Source organism: Lysinibacillus sp. FN11, from assembly GCF_024628845.1.
Taxonomy (GTDB): Bacteria; Bacillota; Bacilli; order Bacillales_A; family Planococcaceae; genus Lysinibacillus; species Lysinibacillus capsici.
Genome location: NZ_CP102383.1, coordinates 4,054,630 through 4,078,698, shown reverse-complemented (window position 1 = coordinate 4,078,698; position 24,069 = coordinate 4,054,630). Strand labels below are relative to the sequence as shown.

The window sequence follows — 24,069 nt, the reverse complement described above, 5'->3', positions numbered from 1 at the left end:
AGCTTCAAGACACAAGTAGTACAAGGAAGCAAACAAGTAATTGAAGGAGCGTACTTTTGTACGTGACTGATTGAACGAGAGCAGCTGACGCAGTAATACGCCGTGTATTGGAGGTCGAATAAGTCTAGTGATGATGGCAAAGAGGTCACACCCGTTCCCATACCGAACACGGAAGTTAAGCTCTTTAGCGCCGATGGTAGTTGGGGGCTTCCCCCTGTGAGAGTAGGACGTCGCTAGGCGCAAAAAGTCGCTGCTGATACACTCAGTAGTGGCTTTTTTTATTTGAGCCGACTATTTTTTATTCATAAATACATAAAAGAAGGTATCCTCAATGGATGCCTTCTTTTTTTGATACTTAACTTAGTGTGTATGCACTGTAGTAGCTCGAAGTTCGATACGGCGAATTTTCCCTGATGTCGTTTTTGGTAACTCATCAATAAAGACGATACTACGAGGGTATTTATAAGGGGCTGTTAACGCTTTAACATGCTCCTGTAGCTCCTTTGTTAACTCCTCTTCATTGCATTCTTTGAAACCTTCTCTTAAGATAACAAATGCCTTTACAATATGCCCCCTAATTTCATCTGGCGCAGCTACAACTGCACATTCTTGTACAGCTTCATGTTTGTTTAATGCATCTTCAACTTCAAATGGTCCGATCGTATAACCAGATGAAATAATAATGTCATCCCCACGACCTTCAAACCAGAAGTAACCGTCTTCATCACATTTTGCTTGATCACCTGTAATATACCAATCCCCACGAAATGCAGCTTGTGTGCGCTCTGGTTCTTTATAATATTCTTTAAATAAAGCTGGTGAAGATTTGTGAACAGCAATATCACCAACTTCGCCAACTGGTGCTTCATTCCCTTCATTGTCGATAATACGTACAATATTACCTGGAGTTGGAACACCCATAGAACCAGGACGTAATTCTGTGTTTTCGAGTGTACCAATTAATAATGTGTTTTCTGTTTGTCCATAGCCGTCACGTACTTTTAGTCCAAAATGATTCATAAATGTTTCGATAACTGGACGATTTAAAGGTTCACCTGCAGAAACGGCACTTCGTAGAGATGATAGATTGTAGTCTTGTAAATTATCGATTTTCGCCATAATCCGGTATTCTGTCGGTGTACAACATAGAACATTAACTTTTTCATCCTGCATTAATTGAAGATAGGTTTTTGCATCGAATCCACCATGATAGACAAAAGCAGTAGCGCCGAGCATGATTGTTGATAAAAAAGGACTCCATATCCACTTTTGCCAACCAGGAGCAGCTGTTGCCCACACGAGGTCCCCTTCACGTACACAAAGCCATTTTGAAGCTGCAGTTCTAATATGTGCATATCCCCAGCCATGTGAATGAACAACGCCTTTAGGTTTACCAGTTGTACCAGATGTATAAGAAAGGAATGCCATGTCATCACGTGTAGTAGCTACAGTTGTAAATGTAGCTGGCTGCTTGCTTGCTAATTCATCTAAAGAAGTCCAATCTCCTTTCGCAGCACCGATCACTAGTTTATTTTTCAATGCGTATACAGAAGAAATTATTTGATCAACTTCACTAGTAAAAGCCTCATAAGCAATAACTGCACTAGCAGAAGAATGTTCCATCCGATATTCTAAATCGCTTGCACGTAGCATCTCTGAACATGAAATAGGTACGATACCAGCCTTTAAGCAACCTAGAAAAACGAAATAGGCTTCAGGAAGTCGAGGAATAATAACTAATACACGATCACCTTTTTGAAGCCCCTTCTCCGTAAAAGCGTTTGCGTACTGATTCATTTTTTGGTTAAGCTCGACATAAGAAACTGTACGTCTCTCTTGTTGTGTATTTAACCAACGTATTGCTTGTCGATCACTATCTTGCGAAAATTTTTCTAATTCCTCTGTGATGTTATAAAATTCAGGTGCAATTAAATCATTTGATACCATATTGAACATCCTCCCCCAGACAATTTGATAGAAAATTCATAAAACTATTTTTATTTTAACAATTACAATAATATACAGCAAGAATATTTAGTACGTTAAATAGAAATATTAGAATTAATAGAGAACTATTATGCTTTCAGACGAATATAGGAGCAGTCTTCGACAAAAAATATAAAAATTTTAACAAAATGTGTTGCATTATTTATAATGCTTGCTATAATAATAAATGTACTTAAGAGGTTGTCTAAAACCAAAGTGAATAGCATTGTTCCGAAGTAGCTCAGTTGGTAGTAGCACCTGACTGTTAATCAGGTTGTCGCAGGTTCGAGTCCTGCCTTCGGAGCCATTTTTTTGTCCTTTTTTCATAGGCTATAATACATAAAATAATTTGTGAAAAAGCATTGCAATTATTAATTAAAAATGTTATTATAATTCTTGTCTTGTTTAAGACGTAATATTGGCCCCTTGGTCAAGTGGTTAAGACACCGCCCTTTCACGGCGGTAACACGGGTTCGAATCCCGTAGGGGTCACCATTTAAAACTTAGGCTTTATAAAGAAAATAAACTGTGATATAACACCTGTTTATATGGAGGATTAGCTCAGCTGGGAGAGCATCTGCCTTACAAGCAGAGGGTCGGCGGTTCGAGCCCGTCATCCTCCACCATTCTTATTGTGTTATTTCGGAGGGGTAGCGAAGTGGCTAAACGCGGCGGACTGTAAATCCGCTCCTTAGGGTTCGGCGGTTCGAATCCGTCCCCCTCCACCAGTTTTATAAATGATTGGGGTATAGCCAAGCGGTAAGGCAACGGATTTTGATTCCGTCATGCCTAGGTTCGAATCCTAGTACCCCAGCCATTTTTTCTTTTATGAGCCATTAGCTCAGTTGGTAGAGCATCTGACTTTTAATCAGAGGGTCGAAGGTTCGAGTCCTTCATGGCTCACTTTTTTAGAATGAAAATTATTTAAAAGTGTTATATTAACTACAGATAACTAATCTCTTGCTGAAAACAGTAGGAGATTTTTTTATGTTATTTAAATATGAATAAATATGCAAGTTTTTGTCGAGTTGAGCCAAGTGGTATGTAGGCTTTACAATAATCTTATAACTTTTAGGGGGTATAAAAACATGAATAAACTTAATATTTCTATTATTGGAGTACCAACAGATTACGGACAAACACGCCGTGGTGTAGATATGGGACCAAGTGCTATTCGATATGCAGGTATTGTTGAACGTTTAGAGGCTATCGGACACGATGTTCAGGATCAAGGGGATATTCGTGTCAGTCAAAAGCTTGCTGACGGAGCTGTGGATGAAAAATTACTAAATTTAGAGGAAGTTGTAGAAGTTAGTACTGCATTAGCAAATAGTGTACATGAAGTAGTGGAACAAAAAAAATTCCCACTTGTATTCGGTGGAGACCATAGCATTGCTATTGGAACATTAGCTGGATTAGGTGAGCATTACAAAAATCTTGGTGTTATCTGGTATGACGCACATGCAGATTTAAATACACCTGAAACAACACCTTCAGGCAATATACATGGGATGCCGTTAGCAGTTAGTATTGGGCTAGGACATGAACGTTTAGTGCAAATTCGCAACTATGCTCCAAAAATTAAGCCTGAAAACGTGATTATTATTGGAGCTCGTTCAGTAGACCCGGGAGAGCGTGAATTGATTCGTCAACAAGGAATTAAGGTATATACAATGCATGAAATTGACCGACTTGGCATGACACGTGTAATGGAAGATGCACTTGCTTATTTAAAGGAACGAAATGTTGATGGCTTACATTTATCACTTGATTTAGACGGATTAGATCCACTTTATACGCCAGGTGTGGGTACACCAGTTCCAGGCGGAATTACGTACCGAGAAAGCCATTTAGCAATGGAAATGTTACAAGAATCAGGCATGGTAACTTCAGCAGAGTTTGTAGAGGTAAATCCTATATTAGATGAAAAGAATACAACAGCAAATGTGGCTGTTGCATTAATGGGATCTTTATTTGGCGAAACACTAGTTTAAAGAAAATTTGACAAAAAATTGCCTGTTGCCACATTGCATAAAAATCTTTTGCTATAATTGAATTAAAACGAAACTTTTCTTATCGGTGCTTCGTATAGTATAAGACAGTTGTAAAGGTGGAGAAGTCAACACAATGGATGCGTTAGTAAATAAGAGAATAAAACAAGTGCTTAAAGGCGATCAAAACGCATTTGCCGATATTGTGAGTCTCTATCAGCACAAACTGTACCAAGTATGCTATCGAATGTTAGGCAACAAACAAGAGTCTGAAGACATTGCTCAAGAGGCTTTTGTGCGAGCTTATATGAACTTGCATACATTTGATCAGAAAAGAAAGTTTTCGACGTGGCTTTATCGCATAGCGACAAACCTCTGCATTGACCGTATTCGAAAAAAGAAACCGGATTATTATTTAGATGCAGAAGTAGCTGGTACAGAAGGGCTTGATATGTACTCGCAAATCGCAGCAGACGACCAGCTACCAGAGGAGCAGTTAGAACAAATGGAGCTGCAAGATCGCATTCAATATGAAATTGGACGATTGCCGGATAAATACCGTTCGGTTATAGTATTGAAATATATAGAAGAGTTATCGTTACAAGAGATTAGCGAGATTTTAGATATGCCGCTTGGAACGGTGAAAACGAGGATTCACCGCGGACGTGAGGCATTACGTAAGCAATTAAACAATCTGTAGGAGGGGGAGCGTCATGAATACTTGTCCAGAGCATATTATAGACTATATGCATGATTATTTAGACGGTGACATTAGTCGTGAGCATGAGCAAGAGTTGAAACAACACTTGCATACATGTAATGATTGTAAACAGTTGATGCAAGAATTGAGTGAAACAATCGCCTTTGTGAAGAGTGCTTCCCATATTACAGCGCCTCCGGGTTTTGAAGCAGCAGTTATGGCTCGTTTACCAAAACCAAAAAGTCGAGTAGGTATACAAAAATGGATTCGCCGGCATCCTTTCTTTGTGGCAGCAGCAGTATTTTGCCTATTCATGAGTGCTACATTATTGGGTAGCTTCATGGATGACCAGCATTTCTCAGTAACCAAACAACCTAATTTAGTTGTGGATGGTCAAACAGTGATTGTCCCTGAAGGAGAAGTGGTAAAAGGCGATATTGTTGTAAAAAATGGCGATTTGATTGTTGAAGGTGAAGTTGATGGCAACGTCACAGTAATCAACGGGCAATATATGGCATCTTCAGCGGTAGTTTCAGGGAGAATCGAAGAAATTGACGAAGTATTTGAATGGTTATGGTATACAATTAAAAATTCTGTTAAGACAGCCATGACATTTGAGGAAAAAGAAGAAACTAAATAACACTCTATACGTCCTAAAAAATAGTGCACGTGAGAGGCTGAAAGGTCTACTCTTCTGAGTAGACTTTTTATTTGAAAAAAGTTACATTTGATAAGAATGTGATATACTTGAATGTGTATGGATTCGTAATGAAAAGTGGGGGATGCCACGTGCAAATTATCGAACATTTCACGGATTTAACGCCTGTGAATATTGTTATTAACTTCATTGATGTACTGCTCGTTTGGTACGTTGTTTATAAAGTCTTAACCCTCATTAAAGGTACGAAGGCTGTCCAATTACTTAAGGGAATATTCGTCATTATTATTGCACGAATTGCAACAGACCTTTTAGGGTTACAAACACTTGGCTGGATGCTACAACAAGTTATTGAGTTTGGTTTCCTAGCGATTATTATTATTTTCCAACCTGAAATCAGACGCGGTTTAGAACAAATTGGACGAGGAAAGCTATTCCAACGCTCATCTAGTCAAGAGGAAGAAGAACAAACAAGACTTATTGAGGCAATGAAGAAGTCTGTAAGTTATATGGCTAAACGTCGAATAGGTGCGTTAATTTCTATTGAAAAAGAAACAGGCCTTAATGAATATATTGAAACGGGTATAGGGCTAAATGCTGAAATTTCATCAGAATTACTGATTAATATCTTTATACCAAATACCCCGCTACATGATGGGGCTGTTATTATGCAAAAAGATAAAGTGACGGCAGCGGCTTGTTATTTACCTTTATCTGAAAGCCCATTTATTTCAAAAGAGTTAGGGACACGCCACCGCGCTGCTCTTGGCTTAAGCGAAGTTACAGATGCTATTACAATTGTCGTTTCAGAAGAAACAGGCGCAATTAGCATAACTTTAAATGGTAATCTCCATCGAAATCTTTCTCTAGAGGAGTTCGAAACATTATTACGAAAAATGTGGTTCGGATCAGTTCAAGAATCAAATGCATCCTCTAAGTTGACTTGGAGGGGGAAAAAGAATGGATAAAATGATGGATAGCCCTTGGGTACTTAGAATCATCGCGCTATTTTTAGCATTTTTGCTTTTTTTCTCAGTGCGTACCGAGTTGTCACCTTTAAATAAGGCTACCTCAAATGAACAAACGGATGTTATTCGTGATGTTCCAGTGGATGTTTATTACGATAATGAGAATCTTATTGTGACAGGTTTACCAGAAACTGTGGATGTAACGATAGAAGGTCCGATGGCATTGGTTTTAAAAGCAAAGGGAGCTAAGGATTTTTCTATATTTGCGGATTTGAGCAATTTATTGCTGGGAGAGCATGATGTAAAACTGCAATACGAAAATATTTCAGATAAGTTAAAGGTGACATTAGACCCTGCAACTGTTCATGTAAATATTGAGGAAAAGGTCACGCAGGAGTTCCGAGTGGACCCTGAAATGAACAAACGTTTAATCGAAGAAGGTTTTATCTTAAAAGAAATGACGGCCAACCCGCCAACTGTTTATGTAACAGGTGCAAAAAGTGCTATTGAAAGCATTAGTTATGTAAAAGCAACTGTTACAGGAGAGCAGGGCTTGAAGCAATCATTCACACAGGAAGCAGCTGTAAAAGTATTAGATAGAGATTTAAATAAGTTAGATGTGACTATTGAACCTGAAATTGTGAAAGTTCAAGTAGATATAGCGGAGTATAGTCGAGAGATCCCAGTTGTCCTTAAGGAAACAGGGCAAGCTGCCGAAGACATTACCATTAACTCATTAACATTTACACCAAAAATGATCAAAGTGTATGGTAGAAAATCAATTATTGACAGTTTAACATCCATTCCAATAACAGTTGACCTGTCAAAAATTACTGAGTCCAAAACTTATGAATTTGATGTAAAATTACCAGATGGTGTGACAAAAATATCTGACAAGAAAATAAAAGTGAAGGCAGATATTACAAAGGTTGAACAAGAAGAACAGCAGAAAACACCAGCTTCTACAGAGGAATCACCACCTCCAACTGAAGAACCTGATGTGACAGATGAGAGTACTACAACTGATAAAAATACGTCAACTGAGGAATCGGAAGATATTGATTCTTAAACAATATGTGACTATAATTTTATTTTGATTCTAAATCAAAAATCCAATCAGGTTTGTAATTCAGGTTCCATCAAACAAACTGGCAGAGTGGAATATTAATAATTACCAATGAATGAACAAAAGCAGACTTTTCCAAAAGTAAGCGGACAAGTGTCTAATGTTTGATAGAAACTCACTAGGCACTGTCTTGCATTGAAGGAGAGAATAAGTAGAATGGGTAAATATTTTGGAACAGATGGCGTCCGTGGCGTCGCGAATAGTGAATTAACACCAGAATTTGCATTTAAACTTGGTCGTATAGGTGGCTATGTTTTAACAAAAGATGCAACTGACCGTCCAAAGGTTTTAATTGGTCGTGACACACGTATTTCAGGTGAGATGCTTGAAGGTGCACTTGTGGCTGGTCTTTTATCAATTGGGGTAGAGGTAATGCGTCTTGGTATTATTTCAACACCAGGTGTGGCATACCTTACTCGAATTATGAGCGCAGATGCAGGCGTCATGATTTCAGCTTCACATAACCCAGTTGCAGATAACGGTATTAAATTCTTCGGTCCTGATGGCTTTAAGCTAACAGATGCACAGGAAGCGGAAATTGAAGAGTTAATTGATGCGCAAGAGGATACATTACCACGTCCTATAGGAGCAGATTTAGGATCTGTAAGTGACTATTTCGAAGGTGGTCAAAAATATATTCAATACTTAAAGCAAACAGTGGATGAAGAATTTGATGGTATCCATGTAGCGCTTGATTGTGCACATGGTGCAACTTCATCTTTAGCTACACATTTATTTGCCGATTTAGAAGCTGACATTTCTACAATGGGTGCTTCTCCAACTGGCTTAAATATCAATGATGGTGTAGGCTCAACACATCCAGAAGGACTAGCTAAATTTGTTACTGAAAAAGGTGCAGATGTTGGTTTAGCTTTTGATGGTGATGGAGACCGTTTAATTGCTGTAGATGAAAACGGAAAAATTGTTGACGGTGACCAAATTATGTTTATCATTGGTAAGCATTTAAATGCGGTAGGGCGTTTGAAGAAGCAAACAATTGTTTCAACAGTAATGAGCAATATGGGCTTCTATAAAGCTGTGGCTGACAATGGTATGCAAAGTGTACAAACAGCTGTAGGTGATCGTTATGTTGTGGAAGAAATGCGTGCGAATGAATACAATTTAGGTGGCGAGCAATCAGGGCATATCGTCTTTCTAGATTTTAATACAACAGGTGATGGCTTACTGACAGGAATTCAGCTTGTCAACATTATGAAGGCGACGGGTAAAAAGCTTTCAGAACTAGCAGCTGAAATGAAAATCTATCCTCAGCGTCTTGTCAATGTGCGTGTAACAGATAAGCATGCTGTGACCGATAATGCAAAAGTAGCTACAGTAATTGCAGAGGTAGAAGCTGAAATGGCTGGAAATGGTCGTGTTTTAGTACGTCCATCAGGTACAGAGCCATTAGTACGTGTCATGGTGGAAGCAGCAACAGAAACGGATTGCGAGCGTTTTGTCGAGCGTATTGCAGATGTTGTACGTGTAGAAATGGGCCTAACAGAATAAGAAATAGAGTGTAAACCCGATTTCCGTAAACAGGAAATCGGGTTTACTTATTTGAAAGGAATGTTTTAAATAAGCGAGATGGGGAACAGTAATTAGGAGTCACAATAACAAGGAGTGTTTAATTGATATGGCTAAAATTGCTACAGTTATAACAGATATGTTTGAGGACATTGAGTTTACAAGCCCTAAAGAAGCTTTGGAAGCAGCTGGGCATCAGCTAGTAACAATTGATACCGAAGCGGGCAAGGAAGTTAAGGGGAAGCATGGAGAGACAGTGAAAATTGATAAAGGCATTGATGATGTAAAAGCTACAGATTACGATGCATTATTTATTCCTGGTGGTTTTTCTCCTGATATATTACGTGCGGATGATCGTATAGTAGCATTTGCAAAGTCCTTTATGGATGAAATGAAGCCTACCTTTGCCATTTGTCATGGACCACAACTTCTCATTACTGCAAAGACATTAAATGGTCGTGACGCCACAGGCTATAAATCCATTCAAGTGGATTTAGAAAATGCAGGGGCAATCTTCCATGATGAAGAAGTATTTGTCTGTCAAAAACAGCTTGTAACAAGTAGAACGCCAGATGATCTTCCTGCATTTAATAGAGAAATTGTTAAATTATTAGACAGTAAATAAAGGATAGGCACAAGCATTTTAGATGCTTGTGCCTATTTTGTATTACAATGCTTATCAAAGTGCTTATGTATCGCTTTGTCTACATATTTGTCACGAAAATGCTTTAAGACTAGGTGTTTTTTATAACGAAAATTTGACGGATAGCATATGATTGAGTATGATGGAGAAGTTGAAGATGAGGTCCGACCTTATTCTTTAACGAGCGCCTAAGGAGGGAAGAAAGCGCAAAATCGGAAAACAATTATAGCGCCTGAGCTGAAGAAATCGGACGAAAAGATCTTCAGCAGACGAGGTGGAGGTTTATCGAAAATTCGGCGGATGCCTCCCAATCGACATACCCGATTGTCATTTTCCATTTTGAAAGCATTTGAGTGATTGAATGTACAGAAAATGGAGAAGGTATTGTAAAAGCAATAGATAAATAGATGAAGCTTCACATATCGAAGATCTCTATTCAGTTGGCTGAGTAGCGTGAGTAGCTTGTGTGTATTGGAGTGCTTTATTTTTATAAAAATAAAGCATCGCTTGTACATTCAAAAAAATTCGATAGGATGAGGCCTAGTTTGTCATTGCATTAAATTGACATTATCGGAGGACGAGAATTATGTGTGGAATTGTAGGATATATCGGTGAATCAGATGCAAAGGAAATTTTATTAAAAGGCTTAGAAAAGCTAGAGTACCGTGGTTATGATTCAGCAGGTATTGCAGTACGTAACGAGGAAGGCGTAACGGTTTTCAAAGAAAAAGGGCGTATTGCAGATTTACGAGAAGCGGTAGATGAAGATGTTGCTGCGAAAATTGGTATTGGTCATACTCGATGGGCAACACATGGTGTGCCAAATCGTTTAAATGCTCACCCACATCAAAGTGCATCAGGACGCTTTACACTTGTGCATAATGGGGTTATCGAAAACTATCACTTATTGCAAAAAACATATTTAAAAGGCATTCCAATGAAATCTGATACAGATACAGAGGTTATTGTGCAATTAGTAGAGTTATTTGTGAAAGATGGTCTAAGCACTGCAGACGCTTTCCGTAAAACATTATCTCTATTACATGGCTCCTATGCACTGGCACTATTAGATGCAGAGGCAGCAGATACAATCTTTGTAGCAAAAAATAAGTCACCACTTCTAGTTGGAATTGGTGAAGGCTTCAATGTTGTTGCGTCAGATGCAATGGCGATGCTACAGGTAACAGATCAATACGTAGAGCTTCACGATAAAGAGGTAGTTATCGTACACAAAGCAAGTGTGGAAATTACAAAATTAGATGGTACTGTAGTAGAGCGTGCACCCTATACGGCTGAGCTTGATATGAGTGATATTGAAAAAGGCACATATCCACACTATATGTTAAAAGAAATGGATGAGCAGCCTACAGTTATTCGTAAAATCATTCAAGCATATGAAGGTGACAATGGTGATTTAACGATTGATGCGGAGATTTTAGAAGCATTACGAGCAGCAGATCGTTTATATATTATTGCAGCAGGCACAAGCTATCATGCGGGTCTCATTGGTAAACAATATTTCGAAAAAATGGCTGGTATCCCAGTAGAAGTGCATATCTCTAGTGAATTTGGCTATAACATGCCATTACTTTCAGAACGACCATTATTTATCTTCATTACACAATCAGGTGAAACAGCAGATAGCCGTCAAGTTCTTGTAAAAATTAAAGAGCTGGGCTATCCAACATTAACGATTACAAATGTACCTGGCTCTACGTTATCACGTGAAGCTGACCATACATTGTTATTACATGCAGGTCCAGAAATTGCTGTAGCTTCTACAAAGGCTTATGTGGCACAAGTAGCAGTACTTGCATTAGCAGCCTATGTGACAGCAAAGGCAAATGGCAAAGGCTTAGAATTTGATTTAAAACAAGAGCTTGCGATTGCCGCTAATGGCATCCAAACAATTATTGATTCAAAAGATGTGCTAGAAGACATTGCAGAAGATTACTTGAAAATTGCACGCAACGCATTCTTCATTGGCCGTAATATGGACTTCTATGTCAGCCTTGAAGGTGCCTTAAAACTAAAAGAAATTTCGTACATCCAAGCAGAAGGCTTTGCTGGTGGAGAACTGAAGCACGGAACAATTGCCTTAATCGAAGAAGGTACACCTGTGTTTGCGCTTGTCACACAAGCATCAGTAGGATTAAACATCCGTGGTAATGTCAAAGAAGTAGCGGCTCGTGGTGCATATCCATGTATTATCGCGATGGCTGGCATTGATGAAGATGGCGACCGTTTAGTCATTCCACATGTTCATGAATTACTAACACCGCTTGTATCAGTAGTACCTTTACAATTAATTAGCTACTATGCTGCACTTCACCGACGCTGTGATGTAGATAAACCACGTAACTTAGCTAAATCGGTAACTGTTGAGTAAGAACAAAAATTAGATTTAATTGTGAGTTATAACTAATACTGTCATAATATATAATTGTGTTTGTCATAAATAATATATTATGTTGTGACATCTAAATTAAGCCTTGATACAGTGGAAATATTGCTGTATCAGGGTTTTTGCTTTTTCTAAAAATGTATTTATATCTATAGATTGATTAACATATATAATTGAATACTGCAGTAGGCATTATAATTAATATTGTCAGTTGTAGATTTGAAATAAAGTTGTAATGTTTATAAAAAAGATTTGATATTTAAGTTATATCCGGTATGTCTGACTTGTGTATGCAAAATTGACAATCATTTTAAAAGTGGTCTTAGGCAATTAAAAAATTCATGAGTACCTATACTAATTTTTATAGATAGCTGGGAGGCGAAAATGAAAAAAGGGAAGTTACCAAGAGGAGCATGCTGGTTTAGATGTTGAATTAATTGGTATAAAACCATTTAACAGAAGATTCCTTTATTCATTCGGAACAAGGATTCCATTATACCAATCCACAATTCCAGAAACTTGTGAAGAAAATGGGATTAGGGCAATCCATGTCAAGCGCAGGAAACTGTTTGGACAATGCGCCACAAGAATCATTTTTGAGCATTTTAAAGACGAAATAAATATCCATAAATGTTAAACATTAGAAGTAGCAAGAAATTAAGCGTTATATTTGAGAGCAATGGCATTTGAAAAAGCTGCCACCTGCAAAGTACAGACAGTAGCTTCAACAAGTTGCCTAGCTTTTTTAAAAATGTCCTTTACAATGGGGATAGTTTAGATTTCATTCACTTATCCCCATACTGTCAAACTGGTATGTGTATCATTTTCATTAGTGATATATTTAATATTAGTGTAATGAAAATTTGTTGCACGTTCGAAAAGTTTATGAATAGTTGACTCATCTTTTGAAAAAATTGATACATAGCATGAGTCTATAATTAGAAGTGCAAGTTCACAAGTGCTTTTTAAAAAATCTTCATAACTTTTAATTTCCACTACCTCTTCCATATTTGGAAAAGCTTTTAGGTCAGTAAATACTAAATAATATTCATCAGTTGATATATATTCTAAGAATGATTGACCATTTAAAATAACACTGGGGGGAAATAATTCTGAACCTAGTGTTCCTTTTTCTTTTTTGTAAGACTCTCCAGGACCTACTGACCAATACCAAGAAGGATTAATTATATTTGATAAAATATCAGATAAAAACTTGCCATATTCATTTTTAATCTCGAAGGTTATACCTCGCATTTTAACACCCTTTCTAAAATTGTTTAGTAGCTATAATAAATTTTAGTATAAAATTCCATAAATTACAAAAATTAATGTAGTATACGTCAGCGACCAAGGAAGGGTATCTCCAATATAAATCGAATCCTTTAATTTGTGTTAAGTGTCCGAGTCTTTCACAATTTGATATTCCATTCAAGGTAGGGTATAGAAGTAGAGGATTAGAGACCGAAATCCAAGAAATGCTGTTAAACTAACATTTCTTGGTTTTTTTACTTTTAATATTGTTAATACAATTACAGGTCTTCAGCAATAGGAAGCTATTGTTGAGCAACATTGCTGGTAAATAATCAAACTTTTTTATAAAATCTCATACTTATCTAAAAAGAGTAACTCCATTTTGATCAAACTTTTTTCAAAATGGAGTTTTTGAAGTTGATATTAGATAAGGGTTGAGGGATATTTTTTAATCAATCTTTATTCCAAACCAACATATGTTGGTGATTTTAAATAAAGTCATACCGTTTGTAACAAAATTACACCATTTTACCCCTTTGGATACTATTAATCTAAAGGGGTGTTTTTATCCATAACGAAACACCCCTTGAAACCGAATAGGAGAGCAACATTTCAAATAATGTTCCTTGATATAATTCTCTATGTAATCTAACTATGTTTGAACAAGGAGATGGAAGCATGGGTAAGTTAGCAGGCAAAATCGCTTTAGTTACAGGATCAAGTCGAGGAATTGGCCGCAGTATTGCATTGCGTCTGGCACAAGAGGGAGCCTTTGTCGTCGTTCATTATGGGAAAAGACGTAATGAGGCAGAAGCAGTTGTTCACCAGATCGAACAAAGCGGAGGAAATGCTTTGGCGATTGGTGCTGACCTTAGTACTTTAGATGGTATTCAAGATTTATTTACTACCTTGGATGCTACTATTCGGGAATATACGGGCGGTGGCGGATTCGATATTCTTGTCAACAATGCTGGAATTGGTCAAATTATCAGTTTAGAAGAGACGACGGAAGAATCATTCGATGAGGTAATGAAGATAAATATTAAAGCACCACTTTTTGTTACTCAGCAAGCTTTACCACGTTTAAAAGATGGGGGACGTATTATTAATATTTCATCTTTTGTAACACGTGTAGCTTCACCAAGTGTTTTCACGTACAGTATGTCCAAAGGTGCAATCGACACATTTACGCGTATTCTAGCCAAACAATTAGGGAGCCGGAATATTACGGTAAACGCCATCCAGCCTGGAATTATTAATACAGAGATGAATGCTGAGACTTTGAAAAACCTTGATGGACAAAAATATGCAGCTGGTCTTTCAATTTTCAACAGATGGGGAGAGCCCGAAGATGTGGCAGATATTGTCGCCTTTCTTGCTTCCTCAGACAGTCGTTGGGTAACTGGTCAATTGCTAGATGCAAGTGGAGGATCTCATTTATAGAACATTAATTATCAAGCTTTGTATGGCATGGTCTTCCCCAATCAGGCACTATTGTTGTATAGGCTGTTCTGTTCTAATTGAATTCACGGAGCGGTGGATTATTAAGTTAATTAAGAACAAAGTAAAAGCGGCTCTCCACAGATATGATGTGGGAGGCCGCCTTTTTGTTATAAGCACAGTCACCATTTATTATTGGTTACATCTGATTCACTTAATTGTATAGAAACAAATTAAGAGATCTATTTAGCTTACGAAGCATTACGCAATGATTTCAGAATTACACTCAAAATGAAAACTAGTATAACTGCTCCAATAAGGGCAGGGAAGATATAGAAATCCGAAATTTTAGGACCCCAACTTCCAAGAAGCATACCACCAATCCATGCACCGATAATACCTGCAATAATATTACCAATAATTCCTCCTGGGATATCTTTACCTAAAATTATACCTGCAAGCCAACCGATAAGCCCGCCAATTATTAAAAACCAAATGAAACTCATACTATCCATCTCCTAATTTTGTATTTTAAATATTTCGTTATAGTGTTTTATAACCTTTATTGAACTCTTTCAAACTATAAGGAGGAAAAAAATAAAAATTAGGAGAAGTTTCAAAGGAGATAGCGGACATTGTCACGATACATACGCTTCATATATTGACCTTTTGTATTTACATAGCAAATAGAAAGGCAAAAACCTTTTCGTTAATGCCTTTTATTTCACTTAGCTTAAATGGATCTTTTATAAGCATTCATTGTCGAAGTGTATTGAAATATTTTGGGGTTCACTAGTCCCTCACGTAAATCCATCATCACTAATTGCCCCATTCTACTCAGTAAAGGAATCAACCAACTACCACTTGGGGCACCTTGGAGCACTTTAATTTGGTCGGGTGATAACTTTGAAATTTTACTAGCATTAATTGGTTCTTTTGCAGTTTCTATTGTTTCTTGAAAAGCTTTCAAATCAGTTTTATACATATTTACGCCAGTTTGTTCCGTAAAACCTTTATATCCGTAAGCTCCTTGAAGGATAGTTAACCTTATACTCATATCTTCCATAGAAACCATCTTTTAATACACCTCTCTCTTCATAGTATTCAAGCATCTTCATATATCTGCTCTTTTATATTATCTGTAACACACTTTTATCATCGGGTGAAAAACGAAATTTATTAACATTATTTAACAATTATTAGTTTATTTAATTAAAAGTTAAGGCTGTAACTACACATAATTAATCGGCTAAAACTTTCCTGTTAGATAAACAAAGTATCTGATTATCTAATGGGGGTTTTTATATTTTTAAGGCTTTTGAATTATAGTATAATCAAGAAATTAAGTGGATTGAAACTAGGCCTTCCTCTGTTATTTTGATAAGTTTTTATGATATTTTTAATTAAAACAATCATGCCAGTCAAATTACCATGAGTTCGCCTATACTACTTAATGAACGATAGCTATTAATTACGGCACTAAAGGTATTTAACCTTTCGATTAAGCACTTGGGAAGTTATTCTGGAATTAAAAATAAATTACTCAAATAGGAGAAAGGTGGTTTGAAATATGAAAATCCGTAAGATTGATCATGTGGGGATAATCGTCAATGATCTTCCTTCAGCTAAAGCATTTTTTCTTGACTTTGGCCTTGAGGTGATAGGGGAAGGAAAAGTGGAGGGTGAATGGGTGAAGAGGATGGAGCAGGTAATAGGGCTTCAAGATATTAAAGAGGACGCTGCAAAATTGCGAACGTCAGCTAGTGACGCAAATCTAGAAATAGTAATGTTGCGAACACCAGACGGTGAGGCGAATATTGAACTTGTAAAATTTAACGCGCCATCAAGTGAAATAGGCATCCAGCATCCTCTAGCAAATACTATGGGTATCCAGCATATTGCCTTCAATGTTGAAGATATTGAAGCCCTCGTTAACAAATTGGTAAAGACGGGCGCAGAACGTATTAGTGACATTTATAGGTACGAAAACGCCTATAAATTATGCTACGTTCGTGGGCCAGAAGGAATTATTTTAGAGCTCGCTGAAGAAATCAAATAGTATAGCTAATCAACAAGTTTGTTGATATGAAAAGAAACCACTAAAATGGTTTCTTTTTTGTTTCTATAGGGAGCTAATTTTTACGCTTAAATTTCACCATTTTCCCTCTTGAGGCTCTAACTTGATCATATAGTCGAAAACGAATGAATAATTCTTCACTAAACCTGAAGATAAAAAACCAAAAGGCTATCATAATCCTGAGTATTGACATTTATCCAAATAAATTATTGCGTTTTTTTCATTGTTTCGCCCTTTCATAAAATCTATAATAACTCTGTAAATGATAATCATTTTCAATTAAAGATAAATTAGAAAGGGGCAACAAATATGAAGAAATATATAGGAAAGCGAATTATACTATGGGGGAGTTTCCTCCTGTTGCTATTGATATTAGCGGCATGTAGTTCTAATAGCAACACATCTGAGGCGCAGGAAAAGGAAAACGAGAAAAATACTCAATCTGATGTGCAAGCAGAGGAAAGTGAGACAGCTGTTCAATATACAACGATTACAGGTGAACAGGTTGAAATACCTGCAGATCCAAAACGAGTCGTTTATATTGGTCAGACAGTTGGTGATTTCTTGGCGATGGATATTGCGATTGTTGGTAATAATCTTCCTAAAGATTCTCCTAGTTACTATGAAGGCAAACTTGAAGGGATCGTTGATATTGGTAATCCTGCTGACTTAGAGACGATTTTGACTTTAAAACCTGATCTAATTATTAATGGCTATTACAAGGCGGATCCAAATCTTAATGAAGAATTATCAAAAATTGCTACTACGATTCCCTTTAACCCTGCTCTTCCTTATACAGAACGAGTAAAAGAGATGGGGAATATCCTAGGCAAGCAGGAAGAAGTAGCTCAATTGCTTGCTAAGTTTGAAACAAAGTCTAACGAAATGTTTGACAAGTTTCTATTAACAGAAGGGGAGACTGCAACAGTTTTCTATCAGCTAGGTAAGACGCTTTATGTCATGGGTGATCGTAGCCTAGGTGCTATTATTTATGGAAAAAATGGCTTTGCTGTTCCACCAGCAGTACAGAAGAATATTATTGATGTAGAAGGGGTATCTTTCCTAGAGGTTTCCGAAGAGGTGCTTCCTGAGTTTGCTGGTGATCATTTGTTTGTCATTGTACAAGAGGATAGTGAAAGTGAAGCACAAGCTGATCGGTTGCTACAAAGCCCTATATGGGGAACTTTGCCTGCGGTCAAAGAGGGAAAAATTTATGTTGTTCCTAATGAATGGAATACAGATAATTTATTAGCTTTGGAGCAATTGTTCCAAAAGCTACCAGCGTGGATGCGCAAACAGTAAAAAATGTATCCGCCCAATCAATTTTTAAACCGCTAGTATTCTAAATAGCTCATACTCGAACAATCGTTAATAGTGGGTCATTATATGTTACAATAACGATAATGAGAATCATTTTCAATGTTTGGAGAGTTGCTTATGAATCTGTCATCCTTATATATTAGACTACAACACTATGATCGATTTCAAGTTGACCGACTAATGTCAGCTAATAGCCATAATGAGGGAATAAATAATCATGAAACAAATTTATGTACATTATTGATAGCACTCAGTCCTGACATACGACTATATGTAGACAAAATGGCAATCGATCTACGACAAGGAAGCTGCACGCTCATTTTACCTGTACAAAGCTACACGGTAGAGTCAAGAAACAAAGAGGCACAGCTTGCTCGCTTTACCTTTGAAACCTTTGAGGTAGAAGGAATGACCTTGAACCGAATTGCTCATCCACCCTTGCTTTATGGTTATCCCTATCATCTGTTATTTTCTCAAGTCAAGCAGGTATTAGGAAATGAAGCATGGATAAATAATCGATTTTGTTCCTCTCTATCCACATTAGAAATGGCCATGTTGCAAGGTAGACTTCAGCAAATTCTAGCTATGATGGTTCAGTTAGATGAACAAGCTAACCTGTTACAGAACGAAGAAAAGACAAAATTGGTTCAACAAACTGTACAGTACATAGAACAGCATTATGATGAGGACTTGACAGTTGAACAATTAGCTAACATGGCTGGAATGGTAAGATGGCAATATAGTCAAAAGTTTAAAGTATTGACCGGTAAAAAGCCGACTGATTATTTGACTTATGTACGTATAAACCAGGCAAAAAAACTTCTTAGTAATTCCACTGAGCCATTGAGAAAAATAGCTCGACAAATTGGGTTTAAGGATGAATATTATTTTAGTCGATGCTTTCATAAATTAACTGGAAACACCCCACGTGAATATGCAAACATTCACCTTTATACTCCAGAAAGAACAGTTATCGATTCATTTGGTAGAAAGATTCATGTTCCTAAAGATGCAACACGTATTGTGACTGATGGCAAATTTACACTTGGGGAATTACTTGTTCTAGGCATACCCCCTATAGGAGCGGCCATCTCAATCATGAAAGATAACGTGGTTTATCACAATAAATTAAGGAACATTCATAGTATTGGGCATTGGGTCGATCCGGATAAAATAGCTCAGCTGCAGCCAGAGTTATTATTGCTTAGCTATTTTCATCCTGAACATGATTTGCAGAAACTAGATGCGATTGCGCCTACTATTATACTGAGTAGCAAGCTTAGTCTATTTGAGCGGTTACGATATATTGCTAAACTATTTGAACGGAGTAAAGCGGCAGAGAAGTGGATTACTACATATGAGAACAAAGTAAGATTGTTACGTAGGCAATTAGCAGATGTTTATGTTGCTGGGGAGACGGCGACTGTTTATCTCAAGTTAGATACTAAATATTATGTTATGTGTCAGACTGGATTGGCTGCCAGCTTGTATGAATCTCTTGGCTTTCGTCCTACTCCTAAGGTAATGCTGCTAATCGAGCAAGGGCAAGCATGGATAGAAATTCAGCAGCATCAAATAAATCACTATGCTGGAGAGCGTAATTTTATCTTGTCTTCCCCCCAAGAATTACTAACGATTACTCACTGTCCACAAATCGCCACGTTAATCGAGCTAGCTCCAGGTAAGACTCATTTCATAGATTTTACATGGAATCATTGTGATCCCATTACACGTGAACGGTTGTTAGAGGTACTACCGTCTATTTTTAAGAAGAAAATTATTCGATAATCAAAAATTAAAACTCGATACATTAGCTGGATCGAGTTTTTGCCATTAATCGTATAATTGCTCAAAAAATAATCCTGATATAAATCTTTAAAGCCTGTATGAAATTTCTGGTATAATTACATATATCTATGTTTATTTTAAGGAGTGATTTTATGAAAAAGCTATTTATAATAACTAGTTACTTAGGGTTTTTTATAGTAGGAGGTTTGACTTTTACCTACTTTTCAACATCGGAAGCAGCAAGTGACCTGAAAAAGATTAGCGTGTCTCAGGATCCAATTAATTACTATGTAGATAAGGTTGAGAAAGTACCGCCAGAAGGTCAAGCTGGATTTAATTATCAAGGCACAATATATGTCCCAATGCGATTTATTGCTGAATCTTTAGGTGAAGAAGTAACATGGGATGGGAAAACAAAATCCGTTTATATTGGTGATGTTCCAAAATTCATCGCTTTAAAAGATGTAAAACCTATTGGAAGTGATGAAGACCACTTCTTCCACAATCCAAGCTCTGTCATTATTAGTACAGGTGAAAAATTTGAGCGATCCTATCAGCTTGGTGGTTATCATGGAGGAGGCGCAGTTCAAGACCATGCAGTGGAATACTTAGCCAATGGAAATTACAAGGGATTCGAAACCTATTTGGCACCAATTAAAAAATTAGCAGCTAATTCCTTTGGAGCAGGTTTCTTGAAAATTTACGCAGATGGTAAATTAGTTTTTGATAGTGGAGCAATCAAAGATAAGGTAAAGGTTCATGTTAATTTAGATGGAGTTTCAAAGGTGAAGTTTGAACTGGAAGGCAGTGGTTTAGGTATATTAGATCCTAAATTTATTCAATAAACCTTCTGCCTATTAAACAAAAAAGACGATGACATACTAATTTGTCATCGTCTCATTAAATTTAACCTCTTCATAACTATTTCAAAATAGAGAAATGTCAATACATATTTGTAAATATTTGCACTTTTACTTATAAAATAGTTGGATAGTATATGGTATAATTTCATACGATACTGATACATAAAATAGGAAAAGGGAGAGAAAAGAATTTGATGAAAAAGATGATGAAACGAACGAGTGCAGCGTTGCTTGGTGCCTCATTAATGCTGACGACAGTTGTCCCTGTGATTCATGCTGAAGAGCAAACAACACCCCTAGTACCGTCGATAAGCGAATGGGCAATAGAAACATTAAATGAGGGCGAAAAATACGGGATCTACTCAACTGATTGGTACTTCGATGGTTTTCTTCAGGAAATTCCAGTGGACAAAGTAAATGAACTACTAGCTTTAACAGAAAAGAAGATTGCCTCTCTAGGCTTAGCTGAAAATAAACAATACAAACCAGTAAGTGTGAAAAACGATAATACACGTGGTGATATTGTCAATCGCTTGTATAATATTGTAGCACGGTATGATTTACCTGTTGGTACAGATGCTGTTCAATTTATGAAAGAGCAAAATATATTACAAGGCTCTCCAAATGGACTGCAGCTAGAGAAAAAGGCAACGACTCAACAGGCTGTTTTACTAGCTGTTCGTTTCATTCAGAGTACATATGCACTTGCAGAGCAAGGATCTAAAGGGGTAGCCTGGGTAGTAGAGGACGAGGATACGCTTATCTACTTATTAGGTTCTATTCATTTAGGAACACCAGACTTATATCCATTCGATAAGAAATTAGTAACGGCGTTCGATGAATCGGATGCACTGCTATTAGAGGCGAATATCTTGGATACGGAAGCACTTGAATACTATTCAGAAAAAGCAATGTATACAGACGGCTCAACATTGAAAGATGCTGTAGCACCAGAAACATATGCGAAGCTTGAACAAGTGGCAAAGCTTTATGGTCTTCCAATGGACCAGCTAACAGTTCAAAAGCCGTGGATGCTTTCTAGCACATTATCGATGCTAGCTATGGACGATTCCTTTGGTATGACACCACAAGAGATGGCAATGCACGGTATCGATATATACTTTTTATTAAATGCACAGTTGCAGCAAAAGCCAGTGATTGAATTAGAAGGTACAAGAGCACAGGTTGATATGTTTGAAGGATTATCACCAGAGGCACAGGAGCAGTCATTAGTCGCTGTACTGGATAGTATCATTCATCCATCGGAAGAAAATCAATCTGAAGTACTTCAAGAGTGGTTTACAAGCTGGAAGCAAGGAAATGTTGAAGAGTTTGCAAAAAGCTTCCAAGCAATGGAAGGTACATCGTCTGAATTTAATGAAATGCTATTTGGTCTACGTGATGAACAAATGGCCAAGAAAATCATGAATGTACTGGAAGAAAAAGAAGGTAAGTACTTTGTTGTTGTTGGTTCAGGTCACTTTCTAATCGATAAAAATATTCGCTATCATTTAGAGAAAAGCGGCTACAAGGTAAAGCCATTTTATCAATAAAGAAAAAGTAAAAAGGCAACCCAAAGCTATGAACTTAGCTAAGGGTTGCTATTTTTAGTTGCACCGATATTCATCGATAGATATGATTATCTAAGGGAATACTTTTATGTCAAAAAAGACCAATCATTCATTTTGGTGATAGAAAGGGGACTTATGAGCATTGCTAGGAAGTATTGGCTCATTCTATTTGGCTTTGGTTTCTCGTATTTAGGAAATTGGGTGAATCTAGTTGCCCTCAATTTATTAGTTTGGCATTTAACAGAGTCGCCTACTGCTATGGCGAGTATATTTATTGTAGGACCGATTGCTCGAATTTTAACAAGCTTTTTTGCAGGCTCCATTATTGATCGATCGAATAAACAAAAATTAATGATCTATAGTGATATTATTCGTGGCATATTGATTTTATTGTTACCTTTTACGTCCTCTATTTGGCTCATCTATTGCGTATTATTTTTATCTAATATAGCAAGTAGCTTTTTTGGACCAAGTAGTACCTATTATATTTCAAAATATATTCCAGACGAAGATAAACAATCCTTTAATGCAATATTAGGAATGTTTAGCTCAGGCTCATTTTTAATTGGGCCAGCATTGGCTGGGTTTATCATTGCCATTTCCAATGTATACGTAGCGTTTTGGTTTAATGCATTGACGTTCTTTATCTGCGCGCTCTCTATTTTTAAGCTTCCTGCAGTAGAAGATCATCAGGCCATGCACCGAAAACCTATTACTTGGAGGATGCTAAAAGAGGATTATGGTATTGTCTACGCTTATATTAAAAAAGAGCAAGTCTTTGCCAAAGTATTTCTTTATTTTCAAGGTGCATTGATGATTGCCTTTGCATTAGACTCACAGGAAGCAACATTTATTAAACAAAACCTACAAGCTTCAGATAGTCTATACGGTGTCATCGTTAGTATCGCTGGGATTGGGGCAATAATTGGTGGAGCAATGGCTGCTCGCTATGCAAAAAGGTTTTCAACAAGACAATATATTGTTTATGGTCTGCTTTTGACCACAATTTGCTATACATTGTTTTACTCTTCACCGAATGTGATAATGGCGATTGTTAGCTTTATAGCATTAGGAATATGTATGTCATTTTGTAATGCAGGCTACAGCACCTTTTATCAAATAAGTGTACCCACATCAATTATGGGCCGTTTTGGTAGTGTTTCCACAATGGTCATTAATGTGCTACAGATTGTCTTTACGTTAGCCTTAGGATTGCTAGCGGAATGGCTCTCCCTACAAATGGTCTGCATCGCCTTTGGAATCGTAGCAATTTTCATCTCTCTAGTTTTATATGTATTTATGCATTCAAAATCTGCCTATGAAGGTTTGAAGGAAGAGATTGTCTAAAAGTCCTGTCAGGCTATTAAATGGCGAAACTTAATTGCTTCTAATGAAGGTAGAATTATTGGACAAATAGCGATTAAAGGATGTTATTTTAGTAAAAGTTAGCACTCATATAATGATAAAATCATTCCAAAATAACCTTATGTTACAATTTGAGGAGGTTAACATGGCTAATTTAAGACATCGAAAACCAGATGATCGATCTAATAATGTTGAACGCATTCGTGATATTGTTAAAAATACTGAAGAGAAAGTGCAGGAAGCAGAAATGAGTATGGAATTTGCAGATCCTCTAGAAAGTAACAGGCTAAAGGAAAAAAATAAGCGACGTAAACAGTCAATTGAAGCTTTAAAAGAGGAAATGAAAGATGAAATGACAGCACGAAAAAAAGGTGAAATTTAAAATTAGTTT

20 protein-coding genes, 6 tRNA genes, 1 rRNA gene and 1 pseudogene are annotated in these 24,069 nt (G+C 37.0%); 24 read left to right on the top strand and 4 right to left on the bottom strand.

The genetic code is table 11. The annotated features are described in order from the left end of the window. The first annotated feature begins 123 nt into the window (after positions 1 to 123). Positions 124 to 239 (top strand): 5S ribosomal RNA (gene rrf / locus NP781_RS21495). Positions 240 to 360: 121 nt separating this feature from the next. Here rrf and mbcS read toward each other — a convergent pair. After that, positions 361 to 1,947: an acyl-CoA synthetase MbcS gene (gene mbcS, locus NP781_RS21490; RefSeq protein WP_257520803.1), complete on the bottom strand. Its 1,587-nt coding sequence runs from the start codon at positions 1,945 to 1,947 to the stop codon at positions 361 to 363. Between the two features lie 269 nt (positions 1,948 to 2,216). On the opposite strand from mbcS, the gene NP781_RS21485 reads away from it, so the two are divergent. The 15 genes and pseudogenes from NP781_RS21485 to NP781_RS21415 form a co-directional block, all read left to right on the top strand. Beyond that, a tRNA-Asn gene (locus NP781_RS21485) sits at positions 2,217 to 2,293 on the top strand. A 113-nt stretch (positions 2,294 to 2,406) separates the two neighbouring features. Next, positions 2,407 to 2,481 (top strand) — tRNA-Glu (locus NP781_RS21480). Positions 2,482 to 2,536: 55 nt separating this feature from the next. Continuing rightward, a tRNA-Val gene (locus tag NP781_RS21475) sits at positions 2,537 to 2,612 on the top strand. A gap of 18 nt (positions 2,613 to 2,630) precedes the next feature. Then, a tRNA-Tyr gene (locus NP781_RS21470) sits at positions 2,631 to 2,714 on the top strand. 14 nt (positions 2,715 to 2,728) lie between these two features. Beyond that, positions 2,729 to 2,803 (top strand) — tRNA-Gln (locus NP781_RS21465). A gap of 13 nt (positions 2,804 to 2,816) precedes the next feature. Then, positions 2,817 to 2,889, top strand: a tRNA-Lys gene (locus NP781_RS21460). A 185-nt stretch (positions 2,890 to 3,074) separates the two neighbouring features. Then, positions 3,075 to 3,980 carry an arginase gene (gene rocF / locus NP781_RS21455; RefSeq protein ID WP_131521039.1) on the top strand — a complete coding sequence of 302 codons (906 nt, stop codon included), beginning with the start codon at positions 3,075 to 3,077 and terminating at the stop codon, positions 3,978 to 3,980. A gap of 133 nt (positions 3,981 to 4,113) precedes the next feature. After that, positions 4,114 to 4,677: an RNA polymerase sigma factor SigW gene (sigW, locus tag NP781_RS21450; RefSeq protein WP_004225410.1), complete on the top strand. Its 564-nt coding sequence runs from the start codon at positions 4,114 to 4,116 to the stop codon at positions 4,675 to 4,677. A gap of 13 nt (positions 4,678 to 4,690) precedes the next feature. After that, positions 4,691 to 5,317: an anti-sigma factor family protein gene (locus tag NP781_RS21445; RefSeq protein ID WP_004225400.1), complete on the top strand. Its 627-nt coding sequence runs from the start codon at positions 4,691 to 4,693 to the stop codon at positions 5,315 to 5,317. A gap of 149 nt (positions 5,318 to 5,466) precedes the next feature. Further along, positions 5,467 to 6,303, top strand: a complete 837-nt coding sequence (gene cdaA / locus NP781_RS21440; RefSeq protein WP_009370548.1) for a diadenylate cyclase CdaA — start codon at positions 5,467 to 5,469, stop codon at positions 6,301 to 6,303. Continuing rightward, positions 6,296 to 7,372, top strand: coding sequence for a CdaR family protein (locus NP781_RS21435; RefSeq protein ID WP_257520802.1), 1,077 nt, complete (start codon positions 6,296 to 6,298; stop codon positions 7,370 to 7,372). The genes cdaA and NP781_RS21435 overlap by 8 nt, the downstream gene beginning before the upstream one ends. Positions 7,373 to 7,585: 213 nt before the next feature. Further along, positions 7,586 to 8,938 carry a phosphoglucosamine mutase gene (gene glmM, locus NP781_RS21430; RefSeq protein ID WP_257520801.1) on the top strand — a complete coding sequence of 451 codons (1,353 nt, stop codon included), beginning with the start codon at positions 7,586 to 7,588 and terminating at the stop codon, positions 8,936 to 8,938. Between the two features lie 127 nt (positions 8,939 to 9,065). Next, positions 9,066 to 9,581 carry a type 1 glutamine amidotransferase domain-containing protein gene (locus NP781_RS21425; RefSeq protein WP_004225393.1) on the top strand — a complete coding sequence of 172 codons (516 nt, stop codon included), beginning with the start codon at positions 9,066 to 9,068 and terminating at the stop codon, positions 9,579 to 9,581. 604 nt (positions 9,582 to 10,185) lie between these two features. Further along, positions 10,186 to 11,988: a glutamine--fructose-6-phosphate transaminase (isomerizing) gene (gene glmS / locus NP781_RS21420; protein WP_054549731.1), complete on the top strand. Its 1,803-nt coding sequence runs from the start codon at positions 10,186 to 10,188 to the stop codon at positions 11,986 to 11,988. Positions 11,989 to 12,461: 473 nt separating this feature from the next. Continuing rightward, positions 12,462 to 12,637, top strand: a pseudogene (locus NP781_RS21415) (IS3 family transposase); the annotation flags it as partial. A gap of 155 nt (positions 12,638 to 12,792) precedes the next feature. Here the strand turns inward: NP781_RS21415 and NP781_RS21410 are convergent. After that, the gene (locus NP781_RS21410) at positions 12,793 to 13,257 is read right to left on the bottom strand and encodes a DUF2691 family protein (protein ID WP_257520800.1); all 465 of its coding nucleotides are present in this window, start codon (positions 13,255 to 13,257) and stop codon (positions 12,793 to 12,795) included. A 675-nt stretch (positions 13,258 to 13,932) separates the two neighbouring features. Between NP781_RS21410 and NP781_RS21405 the strand changes: the two genes are divergently transcribed. Then, on the top strand, positions 13,933 to 14,697 hold the full coding sequence (locus NP781_RS21405) for an SDR family oxidoreductase (protein ID WP_004225310.1): 765 nt from the start codon (positions 13,933 to 13,935) through the stop codon (positions 14,695 to 14,697). A gap of 248 nt (positions 14,698 to 14,945) precedes the next feature. Here the strand turns inward: NP781_RS21405 and NP781_RS21400 are convergent, their stop codons facing one another. Continuing rightward, a complete protein-coding gene (locus NP781_RS21400; protein ID WP_004225307.1) occupies positions 14,946 to 15,200 on the bottom strand; it encodes a GlsB/YeaQ/YmgE family stress response membrane protein in 255 nt (84 codons plus the stop codon). A 227-nt stretch (positions 15,201 to 15,427) separates the two neighbouring features. Next, a complete protein-coding gene (locus tag NP781_RS21395; protein WP_257520799.1) occupies positions 15,428 to 15,769 on the bottom strand; it encodes a hypothetical protein in 342 nt (113 codons plus the stop codon). Between the two features lie 495 nt (positions 15,770 to 16,264). Between NP781_RS21395 and NP781_RS21390 the strand changes: the two genes are divergently transcribed. From NP781_RS21390 to tlp, 7 genes are all read left to right on the top strand, one after another. Beyond that, positions 16,265 to 16,753 (top strand): VOC family protein, encoded by a 489-nt coding sequence (locus tag NP781_RS21390; RefSeq protein WP_221681788.1) that lies wholly within the window; start codon positions 16,265 to 16,267, stop codon positions 16,751 to 16,753. A 327-nt stretch (positions 16,754 to 17,080) separates the two neighbouring features. Further along, a complete protein-coding gene (locus tag NP781_RS21385; RefSeq protein ID WP_257520798.1) occupies positions 17,081 to 18,073 on the top strand; it encodes an ABC transporter substrate-binding protein in 993 nt (330 codons plus the stop codon). 135 nt (positions 18,074 to 18,208) lie between these two features. Beyond that, positions 18,209 to 19,879, top strand: coding sequence for a helix-turn-helix domain-containing protein (locus NP781_RS21380; protein ID WP_257520797.1), 1,671 nt, complete (start codon positions 18,209 to 18,211; stop codon positions 19,877 to 19,879). 152 nt (positions 19,880 to 20,031) lie between these two features. After that, complete coding sequence (locus NP781_RS21375) at positions 20,032 to 20,724, top strand: stalk domain-containing protein (protein ID WP_257520796.1); 693 nt, start codon at positions 20,032 to 20,034, stop codon at positions 20,722 to 20,724. A 212-nt stretch (positions 20,725 to 20,936) separates the two neighbouring features. Then, positions 20,937 to 22,295, top strand: coding sequence for a TraB/GumN family protein (locus tag NP781_RS21370; protein ID WP_257522564.1), 1,359 nt, complete (start codon positions 20,937 to 20,939; stop codon positions 22,293 to 22,295). Between the two features lie 153 nt (positions 22,296 to 22,448). Further along, entirely contained in the window at positions 22,449 to 23,660 is a 1,212-nt protein-coding gene (locus NP781_RS21365) for an MFS transporter (RefSeq protein ID WP_257520795.1), read from the top strand. Between the two features lie 163 nt (positions 23,661 to 23,823). After that, entirely contained in the window at positions 23,824 to 24,060 is a 237-nt protein-coding gene (gene tlp, locus NP781_RS21360) for a small acid-soluble spore protein Tlp (protein ID WP_004225290.1), read from the top strand. Positions 24,061 to 24,069: the final 9 nt, after the last annotated feature.

What these genes read in the sequence shown, in the direction of transcription:
- NP781_RS21370 (WP_257522564.1), top strand. Translation starts at nt 20,937, where the DNA reads ATGAAAAAGATGATGAAACGAACGAGTGCAGCGTTGCTTGGTGCCTCA.
- mbcS (WP_257520803.1), bottom strand. Translation starts at nt 1,947, where the DNA reads ATGGTATCAAATGATTTAATTGCACCTGAATTTTATAACATCACAGAG.
- NP781_RS21385 (WP_257520798.1), top strand. Translation starts at nt 17,081, where the DNA reads ATGAAGAAATATATAGGAAAGCGAATTATACTATGGGGGAGTTTCCTC.
- NP781_RS21375 (WP_257520796.1), top strand. Translation starts at nt 20,032, where the DNA reads ATGAAAAAGCTATTTATAATAACTAGTTACTTAGGGTTTTTTATAGTA.
- rocF (WP_131521039.1), top strand. Translation starts at nt 3,075, where the DNA reads ATGAATAAACTTAATATTTCTATTATTGGAGTACCAACAGATTACGGA.
- NP781_RS21425 (WP_004225393.1), top strand. Translation starts at nt 9,066, where the DNA reads ATGGCTAAAATTGCTACAGTTATAACAGATATGTTTGAGGACATTGAG.
- NP781_RS21435 (WP_257520802.1), top strand. Translation starts at nt 6,296, where the DNA reads ATGGATAAAATGATGGATAGCCCTTGGGTACTTAGAATCATCGCGCTA.
- NP781_RS21400 (WP_004225307.1), bottom strand. Translation starts at nt 15,200, where the DNA reads ATGAGTTTCATTTGGTTTTTAATAATTGGCGGGCTTATCGGTTGGCTT.
- tlp (WP_004225290.1), top strand. Translation starts at nt 23,824, where the DNA reads ATGGCTAATTTAAGACATCGAAAACCAGATGATCGATCTAATAATGTT.
- NP781_RS21445 (WP_004225400.1), top strand. Translation starts at nt 4,691, where the DNA reads ATGAATACTTGTCCAGAGCATATTATAGACTATATGCATGATTATTTA.
- glmS (WP_054549731.1), top strand. Translation starts at nt 10,186, where the DNA reads ATGTGTGGAATTGTAGGATATATCGGTGAATCAGATGCAAAGGAAATT.
- NP781_RS21410 (WP_257520800.1), bottom strand. Translation starts at nt 13,257, where the DNA reads ATGCGAGGTATAACCTTCGAGATTAAAAATGAATATGGCAAGTTTTTA.
- NP781_RS21395 (WP_257520799.1), bottom strand. Translation starts at nt 15,769, where the DNA reads ATGGTTTCTATGGAAGATATGAGTATAAGGTTAACTATCCTTCAAGGA.
- NP781_RS21365 (WP_257520795.1), top strand. Translation starts at nt 22,449, where the DNA reads ATGAGCATTGCTAGGAAGTATTGGCTCATTCTATTTGGCTTTGGTTTC.
- NP781_RS21380 (WP_257520797.1), top strand. Translation starts at nt 18,209, where the DNA reads ATGAATCTGTCATCCTTATATATTAGACTACAACACTATGATCGATTT.
- sigW (WP_004225410.1), top strand. Translation starts at nt 4,114, where the DNA reads ATGGATGCGTTAGTAAATAAGAGAATAAAACAAGTGCTTAAAGGCGAT.
- glmM (WP_257520801.1), top strand. Translation starts at nt 7,586, where the DNA reads ATGGGTAAATATTTTGGAACAGATGGCGTCCGTGGCGTCGCGAATAGT.
- NP781_RS21405 (WP_004225310.1), top strand. Translation starts at nt 13,933, where the DNA reads ATGGGTAAGTTAGCAGGCAAAATCGCTTTAGTTACAGGATCAAGTCGA.
- NP781_RS21390 (WP_221681788.1), top strand. Translation starts at nt 16,265, where the DNA reads ATGAAAATCCGTAAGATTGATCATGTGGGGATAATCGTCAATGATCTT.